General features: G+C 70.4%; 7 protein-coding genes. All 7 read right to left on the bottom strand.

The features are described from left to right. Nucleotides 1–6: 6 nt before the first annotated feature. The 7 genes from ACWESM_RS19815 to cobC all read right to left on the bottom strand — a co-directional run bounded on the left by ACWESM_RS19815 (nt 7) and on the right by cobC (nt 15512). On the bottom strand, nt 7–7107 hold the full coding sequence (locus ACWESM_RS19815) for an amino acid adenylation domain-containing protein (RefSeq protein WP_452493006.1): 7101 nt from the start codon (nt 7105–7107) through the stop codon (nt 7–9). A 313-nt stretch (nt 7108–7420) separates the two neighbouring features. Beyond that, on the bottom strand, nt 7421–9892 hold the full coding sequence (locus tag ACWESM_RS19810) for an FAD-dependent monooxygenase (RefSeq protein WP_364427734.1): 2472 nt from the start codon (nt 9890–9892) through the stop codon (nt 7421–7423). Nucleotides 9893–10206: 314 nt separating this feature from the next. Further along, nucleotides 10207–11400: a bifunctional RNase H/acid phosphatase gene (locus ACWESM_RS19805; protein WP_364427731.1), complete on the bottom strand. Its 1194-nt coding sequence runs from the start codon at nt 11398–11400 to the stop codon at nt 10207–10209. 31 nt (nt 11401–11431) lie between these two features. Then, on the bottom strand, nt 11432–12169 hold the full coding sequence (locus ACWESM_RS19800) for a zinc ribbon domain-containing protein (RefSeq protein ID WP_356965065.1): 738 nt from the start codon (nt 12167–12169) through the stop codon (nt 11432–11434). A 72-nt stretch (nt 12170–12241) separates the two neighbouring features. After that, a complete protein-coding gene (locus ACWESM_RS19795) occupies nt 12242–12886 on the bottom strand; it encodes a hypothetical protein (protein ID WP_364427725.1) in 645 nt (214 codons plus the stop codon). A gap of 136 nt (nt 12887–13022) precedes the next feature. Next, nucleotides 13023–14135, bottom strand: coding sequence for a Nif3-like dinuclear metal center hexameric protein (locus ACWESM_RS19790; RefSeq protein ID WP_452493003.1), 1113 nt, complete (start codon nt 14133–14135; stop codon nt 13023–13025). A gap of 336 nt (nt 14136–14471) precedes the next feature. Then, nucleotides 14472–15512, bottom strand: coding sequence for an Rv2231c family pyridoxal phosphate-dependent protein CobC (gene cobC / locus ACWESM_RS19785; RefSeq protein WP_364427719.1), 1041 nt, complete (start codon nt 15510–15512; stop codon nt 14472–14474). Nucleotides 15513–15524: the final 12 nt, after the last annotated feature.

Below are 15524 nucleotides of genomic sequence, written 5' to 3'. Positions count from 1 at the left end.
CGGACCTCAGGCGTCCAGCATGGACTCGTCCCACTCGCGGTCCAGGTCGGGATCGGCGGCCGACAGCACCTCGTCCAACCGCAGCCCCAGCTCGCCGATGTTCGGCTCGGTCATCATGTTCAGGTGATCGCCCGGCACGTCGATCACCGTGAACCGGCGCGCCGCGTACTGCTTCCAGCCGTTGTCGGCGCTGTCGAACATGCTGCCGACGGTCTTGTGCGCCAGGTCGACGCCCGGCGGCAGGCCCTCGGTGGCGCGCAGCAGCGTGATGTCGCGCTGGTACGGCTCGAGCTTGTAGTCCAGCATGGCCGAGTAGTTGGCGAAGAACACCTCGTAGAGCCGCCGGATCGCCTGCGGCGAACTGTCGGCGGGCAGGATGCCCGACCGCACCGACTCCGCCAGCATCGCCGCGAACAGATCCTCGGAATTGTGCACGCCGGGCTCGAAATCGACCAGGGCGGAGCGGCTTCCCCGCGCGTACCACAGCAGCTCGAGGAAGAACCACCGGATGAGCTTCTCCTCCGGAATCGGGGTCCGGGTGCGTGCGCGCAGCGCCATGGTGTCCAGCAGCGTCACACTGGAGACCTCGTGCTCGGGCAGCTGGCGGGCCATCTCCAACGCGACGTAGCCGCCGAACGACCAACCCGCCAAGTGATACGGCCCCTTCGGATGCACCCGCCGCACCGCCTGCAGGTACGACTCCGTCATCGCGGGAATGGTCTTCTCCGGGGCGCTACCGGAATCCGCGCCTGCCGCCTGCAACCCGTAGATCGGGCGATCCGGATCCAGATAACGCGCGAGGGCCAGGTAGCACAGCACGTTTCCGCCGATCGGGTGCACCAGGAACAGCGGTGGCTTGCTGCCGCCGACGCTGATCGGCACCAGCGGGTCGAATGTGCGTTGCACGGCACCCGCCCGCACCAGGGTGGCGATCCCGGCGGCGGTGGGCGCGCCGATGAACGCGTCCAGCGGCACCTCGACGCCCCACCGGCGCGACAGCGCCATCACCACGCGCATCGCCCCGATCGAGGTGCCGCCCGCCGCGAAGAAGTCGTCGTCCACACCGATGGCGCGCAGTCCCGCGTACTCGGCGAGCAGTTCGACCGCCGACCGCTCGTACTCGTCGGCGGGCTCCCGCCGTGCCGACACGGTTTCCGTCGCGTCCTCGCCGTAGGCGCGCAGCGTCGCGTCGTCGCGCTTGCCGCTGGGCGTGCGGGGCAGCTCATCGAGCCAGGCGAACCGCGACGGCACCATGTGCGCGGGCAGCATCGAGCGCAGGTCGTGCCGCAACGCGGCGAGGTCGGTCTGCTCGGGCGCGCCGACCAGGAACGCGATCAGCGAGCCGTCGATGCCGCCGAAACCGCGCGCCACCACTGCGGCCTCGGTGATGCCGGGGAACTTCTCGACCAAGCTCAGGATGCACAGCTCGACTTCGGCCGGCTCCACCCGGAACCCGCGGATCTTCACCTGGCTGTCGCTGCGTCCCAGGCAGACGATGTCGCCGGAGAACAGCCGGACGCCGAGATCGCCGGTGCGGTAGCGGATTCCGCCCGCGTGCGTGGCGACGAACCGCTGCGCGGTGAGCGCGGGCCTGCCCTCGTAGCCGCGGGCGATGCTGCGGCCGCCGAGATAGATCTCGCCGATCACGCCGTCCGGCACCGGCCGCAGGGCGCTGTCGAGTAGTTCGACGGTGTCGCCGTCGACGGCGCGCCCGATGGGCGGCAGCGCGGGGAACTCGTCGGCCGGACCCGTGAGCGTGAACTTGGTCGCGACGTGGGACTCGGTGGGACCGTACTGGTTCTCCAGCACCAGGCCGGGAACCACCTTGCACAGGGCGCGGATCTCGTCGGTGATGCGCAGCTGCTCGCCGGAGGAGATCAGCACCTTCAGTTCGGTCGGGAACATCCGGTGCGCCACGGCCGCCTCGGCGAACGCCTGCAAGGCCACGTACGGCAGGAAGAGCCGTTCGATGCCCTCTTCCACCACCGTGGCCAGCAGTTGCTCGACGTTCGATCGCAGATCCGCCGAACTCACCCGCAGGGTGGACCCGGCCGCGAGGGTGGTGAAGATCTCCTGGAACGAGACGTCGAAACTCAACGGCGCCAACTGCAGTGTGCTCAGCAGGCCGCTGCCGGTGGCCGCGCGATTCTGCCAGTCCACCAGGGAGGTCAGGCCGCGATGCGGCATGGCGACGCCCTTGGGCTCGCCGGTCGACCCGGAGGTGAACAGCACGTAGGCCACCGCGTCGGGCGAGACGTGGTCGGGCAGCGCCACTTCCGCGTCGGGCACCGAGTCGTCGAAGAGCGCGGCGGTGTCCAGCACCAAGGCGGCGTCGTCGACGATGTCGCGATAGGCGGTGTCGGCGATCACCCGGTGCGGGCGGGCTCGGTCGATCATCAGATTGAGCCTGGCTCGCGGGTAGCTGACATCCAGCGGAACACACGCGGCCCCGATCCTGGTCAGCGCGAGCACGAGCAGCACCAGTTGCGGGCGGCGCCCCATCAGGATGCCGACCCGGTCGCCCGGCGCCACCCCGAGCCCGACCAGGCGCCGGGCCAGCCGGTCGGAGCGCTCGATCAGCTCGTCGTAGGTGACCGATTCCTCGTCACCGGCCAGGGCGATGCGGGTGGGGTCGAGCGCGGCCGCCTCGGCCACCAGCGTGCCCACGTCGCGGGCGGTCGCGGGGCCGACGCCACGGTCGATCGCCGCGTCCGGGTCGGCGACGATTCCGGCCAGCATGCGCAACTGGGTGAGCGCCACGGTCTCGCACTGCTCGGCGGTCAGCGTGTGGTCGCCGTCCACCCGCAACCACATCCGGCCGTCGCGCGGGTCGGTGGCCGCGGTGACCAGCAGTTGGAAGTTGGTCTCCTCGCGAGCGTCGAAGTCGAGCAGGCGCACGCCGTCCAGCACGAGCATGGGCTGGAAGACGTGGTAGTTGACGAAGTTGAACGCCGTCTCGAAGACCGGCCCGCCGTCGGCGAGGATCGACCGCAGCGGGTAGCGGCGGAACGGGTAGGCCTCGCGTTCGCGTCGCGCGATCTGCTCTACCGCCGCGCGCCATGTGGTCGCGGTGCCGTCCAACCGGATCGGCAGCGTGTTGAGGAACAGGCCCGCCACTCGTTCGGCGCCGGCCCGGTCCGGGCGACCGTGGCTCACCACGCCGGTGGTGACGTCCGTGCGGCCGGTCAGCGCCCGCAACGCCAGGCAGTGCGCGGCCAGATACACCGATTTCTCCGGCACCTGGTGGCGCGTGGCGAACGCGGAGACCCGTTCGGCCAGCCTGCGCGGCACCAGCGCCCGCGCTTGCGGCACGCCCGCCACCACCGGCTGGTGCACCCCCAGCGCGGTGAGCGCGGTGGGTTCGGCGCCTTCCAGGGCGGTCAGCCAGTACGCGCGGGCCGCGCTGTCGCGCGCGGCGCTCTGCTCGGCCCGCGCGTACTCGGCGAGCACGGTGGCCGGATGCGGGGTGGCCTCGACCCGGTTGCGAGTCATGCCGATGTGGTGGAGGTAGTCCAGCAGCAGTTCCAGCACCGACGTGGCGACACTCCAGCCGTCCAGGATGGCGTGGTGGAAGCTCAGCACCAGGTCCACCGTGCCGACCGGCTGCTGCGAGCCGGGACGGACGAATACCCGGATCGCGAACAGCGGAGCGCGTGAGATGTCGTACTGGGCGTGGGCCCGCTCCTGGAGATAGATCTCGATCAGATCCTCGCCGTCCGCCTCGTCCATCTCGCCGAGATCGATGATCTCCAGTTCGTAGGGCGGCGCGACATGCACGATCTGCAACGGAACCGAATACCTGCTCAGCTCGAACGACGAGCGCAGCGCGGGTTGACGCCGCACCAGCCGGCCCACGGCATCCCTGAATTGCGAGGCGTCCCAGGGTACTTCGAGCCGATAGCGGAACACGTCCTTGTAGGTGACCGAGTCGGCGCGCTCGATGCTGTGATACAGCATGCCCAGTTGCAGGGCCGTTGCCGGGAACGCGTCCTCGGCCTGGTGCAGCGCGGCGCGGTCGATCAGCGGCACCGTCTCCAGGGGCGCGGCGACGCGGCCACGCTCGTCGTGGCGGTCGTCGCGCACGACGCGGGCCAGCTCCGCGATGGTGGGCGCCTGGTAGAAGGCGTCCACGTCGAAGTAGAGCCCGGCGCGTTCGGCTGCGGTGCGCACGGCCAGCGCGAGGATGGAATCGCCGCCGTGGGTGAAGAAGTTGTCGTGCACGCCGACCGACTCGACGCCCAGCACGGTGCGCCAGACCTGCGCGAGCCTGGTCTCGACATCGGTGCGCGGCTCCGCGCCCGCGACCGGCTCGCCGCCGTGGCCGAGGACGAGCTGCTCGGCCAGGGCGCGCCGGTCCAGTTTCCCGTTGCGAGTCAGCGGAATCCGATCCACCCGGATCAGTCGCGACGGCACCATGTAGCGGGGCAGCCGGGCCGCCAGCTGCGCGGCGATCTCCTCACCGGAGACGTCGGCGCCGACGAAATAGCCGACCAGTTGCACGCCGTGCGCTTCCGAGACCTCGTCCACCACGGCCGCCGCACGGACCCCGGCGCAGCCGAGCATCGCGTTCTGCACCTCGCCGAGGGTGATCCGGTTGCCGCGGATCTTCACCTGATCGTCGAAGCGACCCAGGTATTCGAGATTGCCGTCCGGCAGCCAGCGCGCCAGGTCACCGGTCCGGTACCGGCGGCGCCCCGGCACCGCGCGATCGTCGACGAACGCCGCCGCGGTCAGCTCGGGCCTGCCGCGATAGCCGCGGGCCACGCCCACCCCCGCGATGTTCAGCTCCCCCGGCACGCCGACCGGCACCCGGCGGCCGATGTGATCGAGCACGAGCAAGTCGATGTTGTCGATCGGGCGGCCGATCGGCACCACGTCGAGCGGATCGTCGGCGGGGCAGTCGAAATAGGAGACGTCGACGGTGGCCTCGGTGGGTCCGTAGAGATTCACCAGCTGCGGCGCCGACGCCCCGGCCGCGGCGAAGACCGCGTGGAACCGGCGCACGAGCGCCGGGGGTAGCGCCTCGCCGCTGCAGAAGACCCGTCGCACGCTGCCGATGCGGGCGACCGTGGCGGGGTCGGCCGCGAGTTCGTCGACGAACGCGGCCAGCATGGAGGGCACGAAGTGCAGCACCGTCACGCCGTGTGCGGCGATCGCGTCGGCGATGCGGCGCGGATCGCGCTCGCCGCCAGGTTCCAGCAGCGCCACTTTGGCGCCGGTGATCGCCCACCAGAACAGCTCCCACACCGAGACGTCGAAGGTCACCGGCGTCTTCTGCAGGATCACGTCCGAGTCGTGTAGGGGGTAGCGTCGCTGCATCCAGGTCAGGCGGTTCACCACCGACCGGTGCTCGATCATCACGCCCTTGGGCACGCCCGTGGAACCGGAGGTGTAGATGAGATAGCTGAGATCCGCTGGATGCGAGACGTTTTCGATACCACGCGCCGGGACGGTGTCGGCCACCGTGATCCTCGTGACGCCCAGCCTGTCGAAAACCGCTCCATGCTCCGGCCCCGCCGCGACGAATCGTGCCCCGCAGTCGGCGAGCACGGTCTCGATACGAGCGGCCGGGAAGTCGGGGTCGAGCGGCACATAGGCGCAACCGGCCCGCAGCGCACCGAAGATCGCGACGAGCATCTCCGTCGAGCGGGGCAGTACCACCGGGACGCATTCGTTGCCGGTCGCGCCCAATGCGTGCAGCCTCGCGGCGAAACCGTCGGCCAGCGCGGACAATTCGGCGTAGCGCAGCGGCTGCTCCCCGGACCCGGCGACCGGTTCGATCGCGATCCGGTCCGGATGGCGCGTGGCCACGTCGGCGACCAGCCGGTCGATCGTCGTGTACGGGAATTCCTCGCGCGGTCCGGATTCGAACGCGGCGACGGCCGCCTGCTCCCGCCGCGACATCAGCGGCAAGTCCGAGATCGGCGCCTCAGGCCGGTCCAGCGCCGCCACCACCAGCGCACCGACGCCGCGCACGACCGACTCGAACGGGAAATTCTCGTCGAAGACGTCCTTGTCGTAGTACAGCTGGAGGTTCAGCGAGCCGTCGCGCGCGTGCTCGACGCCGAGAATGTTCAGCGCCTCGAGCACCGTGCCCGGGTTGACGATGTCGAGGGTGCCGAGAATCTTGTCGAGGTGATCCGACGGCGGCATCTTGATGTAGGAGTACGCCACGTCGAACAGCGGCGGCGCCGTGGGATCGCTGCTGAGGGCACGTGCCAGGTCACCGTAGGGAAAACGCTCGTAGCGCTTGAGTTCCCGGATCTGCGCGGCCACTTCCGAGGCGACCGCCGACAGCGGCTCGGCGGGGTCGACCCGGATGCGCAGGGGCACCACATTCGTCCGGTGCCCGGCGGTGCGGAAGGTCTCCGCGCTGTGCCGGTTGAGCATCGGGACGCCGATCACCACCTCTTCGGAGCGGTGAATGGTGGTCAGGTAGGCGGCCAGCGCCGAAACCGTGAACGCGAAGACGGAGAAGCCGGTGGCGCGAATGCGGTCGAGAAACGCGGGTTCCACCACCACGCGCCGCCGCCCCCGGTCGACGTTGGGGGTGCTCGCACGTCCGGAGAACAGCGCGGGGACCACTCCCTCGAAGCGACGCACCAGCGCGTCGCGGTCCGCCACCCACTGCGGGGAGGACAGATACTCCTCGTGCTCGGCGGCGATCTCGCGATAGGTCGCCGCGCCGCGGTCGGTCTGCTCGGTGAACGGATCCGGCTCGGCGAGCTGCTCGAGCGAGAGGTCGGTGCGGCTGTAGTTGTCGACCAGGGCGCTCCAGAGCGCGTTCACGCCCCAGCCGTCGATCATCGCGTGGTGCATCGCCACGTAGAGATGGAAGTGGTCGGGCCCGTCGACCAGCGCGGCGATCCGGAACGGCTGCCGGGGCGGGGACGGCGTCACATTGGCCCGGTTCACCCAGTCGCGGCGCGCCGCGGCCGGGTCCGACGCCCAACTGAGATCGACCAGCTCGACCTCGGGTAGCTCGTCGGAGACCCACTGCCAGAAGCGGCCTTCGGAGAACTCGAACCGCAGGCGCAGCGCCTCGTCGGCGAGCAGCGCCCTGCGCACCACGGCCCGCAACCGGTCCATGTCGAACGGTTCGTCCATGAACGCGCAGTAGGCGTTTCGGGTGACCGGCGCCGGGGCATACCGGTAGGCGACCGACAAGACATCGCGTTGGTACGCGCTGACCGGCCAGGCTTCGGGGGGTCTCTCGGAAGTAGCACTCGGTTCGAATGTCACAGTCACTCCTATCGCGACAGTCGCGGCACCGGCCGTGCGCGGATCTACTCGAGCCCACCCTGATCGCTGACACGCAAAGCTGCTACCACACTTATCCAGTTATCGATATCGCGAATCACGGCATCGGCACTGCCGATGCCGCGACTCTGCTGTTGTTATCGCGGTGTATGCGGGCCGGTCAGCAAGCTGACAGCAGCGCGCGCACGCTTTCGTCGGCCAGACGGTCGGCGCGGTCACGTGATACCGCGGGCTCGACGTAGCCGATGTTGAGGGACAGCTCGTTATGCGTCGCATTGGCGGTGGCCATGATGAAGCCGCTGACGGACATGCCGGAGACGAACTGCGCGCCCTCCAGCTGCCAGGAGCCGATCTTGGCCGGGAACGGGTAGTCGCCGAGGTAGGTCATACAGAGATGTCCCGGGCCGCGAGTGTCCATGAGTTTCACCGTGGACGCGCTGGCGGCCACCGACTTCGGCGCGGCCACCTTCAGCAGGTTCAACGCGGACAAGTGATCGCGCCGGTCCATCCGCGCACCGTACTCGCGCTCGATCTCGGCGGCGATCTCCCACAGCGAAGCCCACGGTGCGTACTTCGCCGGGGTGGCGATCATGCCCTGATAGGTGCCGACCTCGGTGTCGCCCGCGGCGCCGTCGAGATGGTCACGGAAGTTGACCGAGCTGCCGACGGTGTACCAGGCGGCCTTGTCGGTGCCCGCCTCCCTGGCCGCCGCGGTCAGCAGCGCGGCGGAGAGCGCGGCCTGCAGGCCGACGCCGTGGCGGGCGCAGCCCGCGGTGAGCGCCTCCAACTGGTCGCCGTCGAGGCTGCGGTGCACCACCCGGCTGCGCCGCTGTGCGGGCGGGGCGAGCCTGGTCGGCTCCAGCCTGCGCGGCTTGCGCAGCTGCGACTTCTGGTCGCGCAGGAACGATCCCGCGGTGCGCAGCGCACCGCCCGCACCTTGGAAGCGCGGGGGGAACAGTTCTTCCGGGCCCGGCCGGACCGGCGCGGGCGAGAAGTCCCCCCCTTCCCCGGCGGCCACTTGGAGCACCTGCTTGGCCACCGACAACGCGCTCTCGCCGTCGGCGATGGCGTAGTGCAGCGTGACGATCAGCTCGTTGGTGCCGTCGGTCTCCTTGATCAGCACCGCCCTGGCCAGCGGGCCGGTGCGCCAGTCGAACGGCTCGCGCAGCTCCACCTCGTCGGCCTCGGTCAGCCAGTTCGTGCTGTCCTCGGATTCGATCACGCGCAGCGGGATGGGCGCTTGCACCGGAACGAAACGCGGTGCGGTGCCGTCCGGTTCGGCGGCGACGGCGACCCGCAAGAGCGGATGTCGGCGTTGTACTTCGTCCAAGCCCGCGCGAATCCGGTCGGCTTCGACGTGGCCACGAATTCGCACCCGCGACAGGATGTGCAGCGGTGCCAGCTGATCGGCGATCCAGTGCCAGCGCTCGACCGGCGAGAGCGGACGCGGCAGTCGCGCCGTCGGCCCGTCCGGCGGCGGGAACGACATCGGTTTGCCGAGTTCACGCAGGAAGAATTCGGTGGGCGCGTGGCGGAAGTAGGTGTCGCGCACTCGCACCAGGCGCGGGTCGGTGGTCTGCTCGATCTTCGCCAGCGAAGCCGATCCGTTCACGAACATGGCGGTGCGGTCAGCGCGCAACTTCTCGTAACGACGCAGGCCCGCGACCGGGTCCAGTGAGTTGCGCAGCACACTGGCCAGCACCACCGCGTCCTCGATCGCGGCGTTGGCGCCCTGGCCGAGGCTGGGCAGCATCGGGTGCGCCGCGTCGCCGAGCAGCGTCACCCGGCCGCGGCCCCACTGCGCCAGCGGCGGGCGGTCCTGAGCGGGCACGGCCAGGATCGCCGCTTCGTCGGTCTGCTCGATGCAGGCGCGCACCTCTGGCGCCCAGTCGGCGTACAAGCGCAGTAGGTCTTCCTTGTCGCCCTGCCAGTTGGCGGCCTCGTCGGCGGGGAGCGTCTTGGTGCCCCACCAGTACACCCGGCCGTGACCGATGTCGTGGATGCCGAAACGCATTCCGGTGCCCCAGAAGTGCGCCGACAATCCGCGCGCGACATTGGGGTGCTCGAACGGGATGCAGGCCAGCCAGCAGACGAAATCGCCGGGCCGCGGCTCGGCGCGACCGTGCAACTGGGCGCGCACCACCGAGTGGATACCGTCGGCGCCCACGAGCAGATCGCCCTCGGCGACCCGGCCGTCGGCGAACTCGACGCGCACGTGCTCGCCGTCGTCGACGAAGCGGGTGGCCTGCGCGCCGACGAAAGTCGGCGTGTCGCCGATCGCGTTCAGCAGCACGTCGTGCAGGTCGGTGCGGTGCAGCGCCACGGCGGGTGCGCCGAGCTGGGCGTCGAGCCGATGCACCGGGAGCACCCGGATCGGGCTGCCGTCGGGGTTGCAGAAACGGAAGGTCTCGACCCGGCCGCCGCGTTCGAGCAGCTGCTCGTCGATGCCGAGACCCAACGTGCGCAGTGCGTTGATTCCGTTGGCCTGCACGGAAAGTCCGAAGCCCTGGGCCCGCAGTTCCGGGCCCGCTTCGTATAGTTCGACGCCGAATCCCGCATGCCGCAGGGCGGCCGCGGTGGTGAGTCCTCCGATCCCTGCCCCGAGAACGACAACCTTGATCGGACTGCTCATCGAACCTGCACTCTCATCGAACCACTCGACGGCACAGGTGGTTCCCGCCGCGACGCGGCCCGCGGGCCACTCTGCCCGCGCGAAACCGTCCCGCTGAGCAGCACTGACCGAGGTCACTGCGTCGACCCCGACCAGGCAGGCAGCTAGGACGCCTGTGCCTGACCGTCCGGAAGCCTACCGCTACTCGGCGCGCAAGGCCGAGTTGAAGTGAGATTCACCGCATCGCGCGATTGTGAAACGGAAATGTGTTGCAATGAGGCATAATTCGCCCTCCACGCACCGCGTTCGCCCTCGAATCGGGCTCGTCGTCGGCTTCAGAGGTAGGACGTATCGTTCACCAGACGCACCGAAGACCCGCCGTCGAGATAGAACTCGGCTATCGAGAGCGACGCCAGATCCAGATGCAAGCGATACAGCAGCGACGGGCCGGCATCGAGGGCCAGCCGCAGCAGCGTCTTGATCGGGGTCACATGACTGACCACGACCACATTGGCGCCGGGGTACCGCTCGAGCAGGTCGCGCAGAGCCGCGTCCACCCGCGCGCGGACCTCCTCGAAGTTCTCCCCGCCGGGCGCGGCGACGGTGGGGTCACCGATCCAGCGGGCGTGTAGATCCGGGTCGCGTTGCGCGGCCTCCGCGAAGGTCAATCCCTCCCACGCGCCGAAGTCGGTCTCGATCAGCCCGTCGTGGATCTCGACCGGGACCCCGAGCGCGGCGGCGGCCGCCTCGGCGGTCTCCCTGGCCCGGCCGAGCGGAGAGCTGACCACCGCGGCGATGCCGCCTTTGGCGGCCAGCATTTTCGCGGCGCGCGCGGCCTGCTCGCGGCCCAGCGCGGTGAGCGGCGGATTGCCGCGACCGGAATAGCGGCGTTGCACCGACAACTCGGTTTGACCGTGGCGAAGCAGCAGCAAACGCGTGGGCCGACCCGTGGCACGGGTCCAACCGGGACCGTGCTGCGCGGGCTTCGACTGCTCGGCGTTCGCTTCCCTGGCTTCGTCGATCCAGCTCGGCAGATCGCGCTCGGTGTCCGCGAGAGCCGGATCGGCGGCTTCCACCGACCGGGTGGAGGCGGCCTGGGCACGGCCCTCGTCCACGTCGGCTCCGGCGTCCATAGCCTCGTTCGCGAGCCGGTCGGCATGCGAGTTCTGCGCGCGTGGGATCCAGCGGTAACTCACCCGGGCGAACCCGGCCGCGATCCTGCGGGCCTGGTCGGCGAGCGGGATCAGGGCCGCGTGCTTGATCTTCCAGCGACCGGACATCTGCTCGACGACCAGCTTGGAATCCATCCGCACCACGACCGATTCGGCGCCCAGCTCCGCGGCCGCCGCCAACCCGGCGATCAGTCCGCGATATTCGGCGACGTTGTTGGTGGCGATGCCGAGGAACTCCCGGCGCTCGGCGAGCACCCGGACGTGATCGGCGTCGTAGACCACCGCGCCGTACCCGGCCGGACCGGGATTGCCCCGCGAGCCGCCGTCGGCTTCGACGATCACTTCGGGGAAGCTCATCGCATCTCCCCGGCAATCGGTCGCGGCGAACTCACAGCCCCGATTCCCTGGTCCGGACCAGGATGGCGCCGCACTCCGGGCAGCGCACGACCACGTCGGGAGCGGTCTTGGCGATACGGGCGATCTCGCCGCGATCGAGTTCGATGCGGCACGCGCCGCAGCGCCGCGCCTGCAACAGGGCGGCGCCGACACCGTGCTGTTCCCGCTGACGGTCGTAGATGGCCAGCAGTTCGCCGGGCAGCTTCGCGACCACGCCCGCGCGATCGGTCTCGCAGCGCGTCTGCGCCACGTCCAGGTCCGCGAGCGCCTCGTCCCGCTGTCGCCTGGCATCGCCGAGTTCCTCGTCGGTCTTGCTCAACCGCGCGCCCGCGTGCTCGTGGTCGGCGGCGGAGGCTTCGCGCCGCTCCATCACCTCGAGCAGCTCGTCCTCCAGCACGGAGCGGCGGCGCTCCAGACTCCCCAGCTCGTGCTGGATCTCCGAAAGCTGTTTGGCGTTCACGGTTCCCGCGGTGAGCAGACTCTTGTCCCGCTCCTCGCGCTTGCGCACCGCCTCGACCTCGCCCTCCAGCTTGCGGATGTCGCGGTCGAGATCGTCCAGCACGATCTCCACGGCCACCGCGGCGTCGGAGTGCGCGTTGCGCTCGGCCTCCAGCCGCGCCACCTCCTGCTGCTCGGGCAGCACGGTGCGGCGGTGCGCGATCCGGGTCAGCTCGGCGTCGACGGCGGCGAGCCGCAGCAGCTCGGCCTGGATCGGGGGTTCGACATTCAACGCGGACAAACTCCTGGACGGGGTGGACGGGACTGGTGTTCAACCGTACCCCGCCGGATCGGCGGACCGGCGTCAGCCGCCGACCGTGCGAGTTTTGATGGCGTCGCGGGAGATGTAGACGTCGTATTCGCCGGGCACCGCGATCACCGCGTTGCCGTAGGCGGAGCGCACGAACGGCTGGGTCCACCAGCGGCCGGCGCGCATGTCGGCGAAGAAGTCGCGGTCGCCGTCGTTGAGGAAGATCTGGTTCTGTTTGGTCGCGACGCCGTCCAGACGCTGACCGTACAGGCGGCTGATCCGGTAGCCGGAGTGAAAGCCCAGCGCGTTCACCCACGGCTCCAACTCGACGATGCCCGCTTGCAGTACCCACATGTCGCCTTCGACCTGGTGGGTGAGACGCTGCTCGGGGTGGTCGTCGTCGCCGTACAGGGTGACATCGACGTCGAGCAGGTGTTCCTGTCCCGCCACCGGCTTGGCCACCACATGCGCCGCTTTGATCTCGCCGGTCAATCCGAGATAGGTCTGCAGCAGCGTCGCGATCCACAACAGCACCGCGGCGACCAGCAGCAGCGCGAGTCCGCCCGTTCCGCGTGCGAGCAGCGGCCGCATTCCCACCCGGCGCGCGGCGATCAGACCGGAGATGATCAGCGCTACACCGACGACCAGCAGCAGGATCAGCCCGATCTGCACGAGCCCGAAATCCACCGGGAAGTTCATGCGGTAGTTGTACCCCGCGCGAACTACTCGATTCACCCGAAACGCCCAACCCGTTCCGGCCCGGCGCGGACACGCCCCGACACGCCGTTGCCAGTTCGTCGCCGAGACAACGGGTTCGGACGCGGACGTGCGACGCTCAGCCGGGCGCGCGCACCGTCCACGGATCGGTGCGCAGCGTGGACACCCTGGTCTCCAAACCGGGAAGGGCGGTTCGCACGACCGCTTCCGCCTGCGCGCACCACGGGAATTCGGTCGCCCAGTGCGCGGCATCCACCAAGGCGGGGCCGCCCGTGCGCAGGTGCTCGTCGACCGGGTGATGGCGCAGGTCGGAGGTGAGATACACATCGACACCCAGCCCGCTGGCCCTGTTCAGATAGGAGTCACCCGCGCCGCCACACACCGCGACCGTGTAGACGGTGCGATCCGGGTCGCCCGCGGCGCGTACGCCCCACGCGGTGGGCGGGAGGGCACGGGCCACGCGATCGGTGAAGTCGCGCAAGGATTCCGGTTGCGGCAGGGTGCCGATCCGGCCGATGCCGAGCGACGACGGCAGCTGGGCGCGTTCGCTGATGTGATACACCGGGTCGTCACCGGGATGCGCGGCCCGCAGCGCGGCGAGCACGGCCGAGCGCGCGGCGGGCGGGGCGGCCACCTCGATCCGCTCCTCCTCGACGTACTGGAGTTCGGTCAGGGAGCCTTGTTCCGCGGCTTCGGGACGGAACTGGCCGGTCGCGGGCACACGCACCGCACGGTCGCAACGGTGCCCGCTCGCGCCCGCACCGGCGGCGAAGAGCGCGGCGAGCACCGCGTCGGTGTGCGTGCGCGGCACCTGGATCACCCAGTTGTCCACGGCTGCTTCGGGTTTGGAGTCCAGCGGGCCGGTCACGGTCAGGCCGATGGCCGCGGCGAGCGCGTCGGAGACGCCGGGATCGGCGGAGTCGGCGTTCGTGTGCGCGGTGAACAGCGCACAGCCCGAACGGATCAGCCGATGCAGCAGCGCGCCTTTCGGCGTGCTCGCCGCGACGGTGTCGACGCCGCGCAGCAGCAACGGGTGGTGCACCACCAGCGCCTGCGCACGCCAGTCGATCGCCTCCTCGACGACCGCGGCGGTCGCGTCCACCGCGAAGAGCACCCGGGTCAGCTCCTCGGCCGGGTCACCGCAGACCAGGCCGACCGAGTCCCACGGCTCGGCCAGCGCGGGCGGGTAGGCCGCGTCGAGCGCCCCGATGAGATCCGCGAGCGTGGTCATCGTCCACCTTCCTTCGCTTCGGTTCCGCACTGTGCGGCAGTGGATTCACCGCCGGACGTGCCTGCGTGGCTGCGTGCGCTCGCCCGTCTCGTGCCGGTGATTCGCGTGGTCGGACGGTACGAAGGGCACAGTCCAGCGCCACGAACACCGCGTCCGTCGTGGTGAGTGGGCCGGACCCTTGTTCGCCCGGATGCCCGGTGCGGCGACCACCATCCGGCGGACGTGGAGATCGGCCACCGGCCGCGAGACGTCCGACACGCGAAATCTCCGTCCGGCCAGTGCGCCTGCGCGCGGGATCGGATCTTTGATCGGCGTGGCACGGCCGGAGCCTCGTGCTCACCGGACATCCGCCGACCGGATCGCCGCGACCAGCCGGTCGACCTCCGCGGGGCCACGGACCGCGACGCGCAGGTGATCCGGGCCCAGGCCTGGGAAGGTGTCCGCGCGCCGGACCGCGATCCCCTCCGCGGCCAAATGTTTGCGCAGCAATTCACCGTCCGCCACGCGCAGCAGCAGGAACGGGCCTTCCGCCGGAGTGTGGACCGCCACGCCGAGGCCGGTCAGGCGCTCGATCATCGCGGCACGGTGCACGGCGAGCGTTTCGGCGCGGCGCTGCGACTCGGCCACGGCGGCCGGGCTCGCGGTCGCGGTGATCGCCTCCAGTTGCAGGGTGCCCAGCGGCCAGTGCGGTCGCCCGTGGCCGAGGCGCGCCAGCACCTCGGGCGCGCCGAGGAAGTAACCGCAGCGCAGCCCCGCCAGCGCCCACGTCTTGGTGAGGCTGCGCAGGACGAGCAGGTCGGGCGCGGGGTCGGCGGCGAGGGATTCCGGCTCACCGGCCACCGCGTCGGCGAAGGCCTCGTCGACCACAATGACGCGTCCGGGCCTGCGCAGGGCGCGGATGGCGGCGGCCGGGTGCAGTACCGAGGTCGGGTTGGTGGGGTTCCCGAGCACCACCAGATCGGCTCCGGCGGGCACCGCGGCGGAATCGAGCCGGTAGGGCGGTTCGAGTACCACCCTGGTGACGGGAACGCCCGCTTCCCGGAGCGCGAGTTCGGGCTCGGTGAACGACGGATGCAACACCGCGGCCGACCGCGGCGCGAGGCGAGGCAGCATGGCGAAGCCTTCCGCCGCGCCGGCCAGCAGCAGCACCTCCCCGGGATCGCGGCCGTGCCGGGCCCCGATCGCGCGGCGGGCGGCTTCGGCGTCCTCGGCGCTGGGATAACGCCCCAGATCGGAGAGGCGCGCGGCCAAGCGCCGCCGCAGCCATTCCGGCGGTGCGGCCCCCTGCACGTTCACCGCGAAATCGAGCATGCCCGGACGTACGTCCACGTCGCCGTGGTGGCGCAGTTTCGCTCGATCGACGGTGTCCTCGGCCACGAGACCACACCC

Source organism: Nocardia sp. NPDC003999, assembly GCF_053604885.1.
Note: the sequence above shows the minus strand (reverse complement) of the source record. Positions and strands in the feature narration are given on the sequence as shown.

What these genes read in the sequence shown, in the direction of transcription:
- ACWESM_RS19810 (WP_364427734.1), bottom strand. Translation starts at nt 9,892, where the DNA reads ATGAGCAGTCCGATCAAGGTTGTCGTTCTCGGGGCAGGGATCGGAGGA.
- ACWESM_RS19805 (WP_364427731.1), bottom strand. Translation starts at nt 11,400, where the DNA reads ATGAGCTTCCCCGAAGTGATCGTCGAAGCCGACGGCGGCTCGCGGGGC.
- ACWESM_RS19795 (WP_364427725.1), bottom strand. Translation starts at nt 12,886, where the DNA reads ATGAACTTCCCGGTGGATTTCGGGCTCGTGCAGATCGGGCTGATCCTG.
- ACWESM_RS19790 (WP_452493003.1), bottom strand. Translation starts at nt 14,135, where the DNA reads ATGACCACGCTCGCGGATCTCATCGGGGCGCTCGACGCGGCCTACCCG.
- ACWESM_RS19815 (WP_452493006.1), bottom strand. Translation starts at nt 7,107, where the DNA reads ATGGACGAACCGTTCGACATGGACCGGTTGCGGGCCGTGGTGCGCAGG.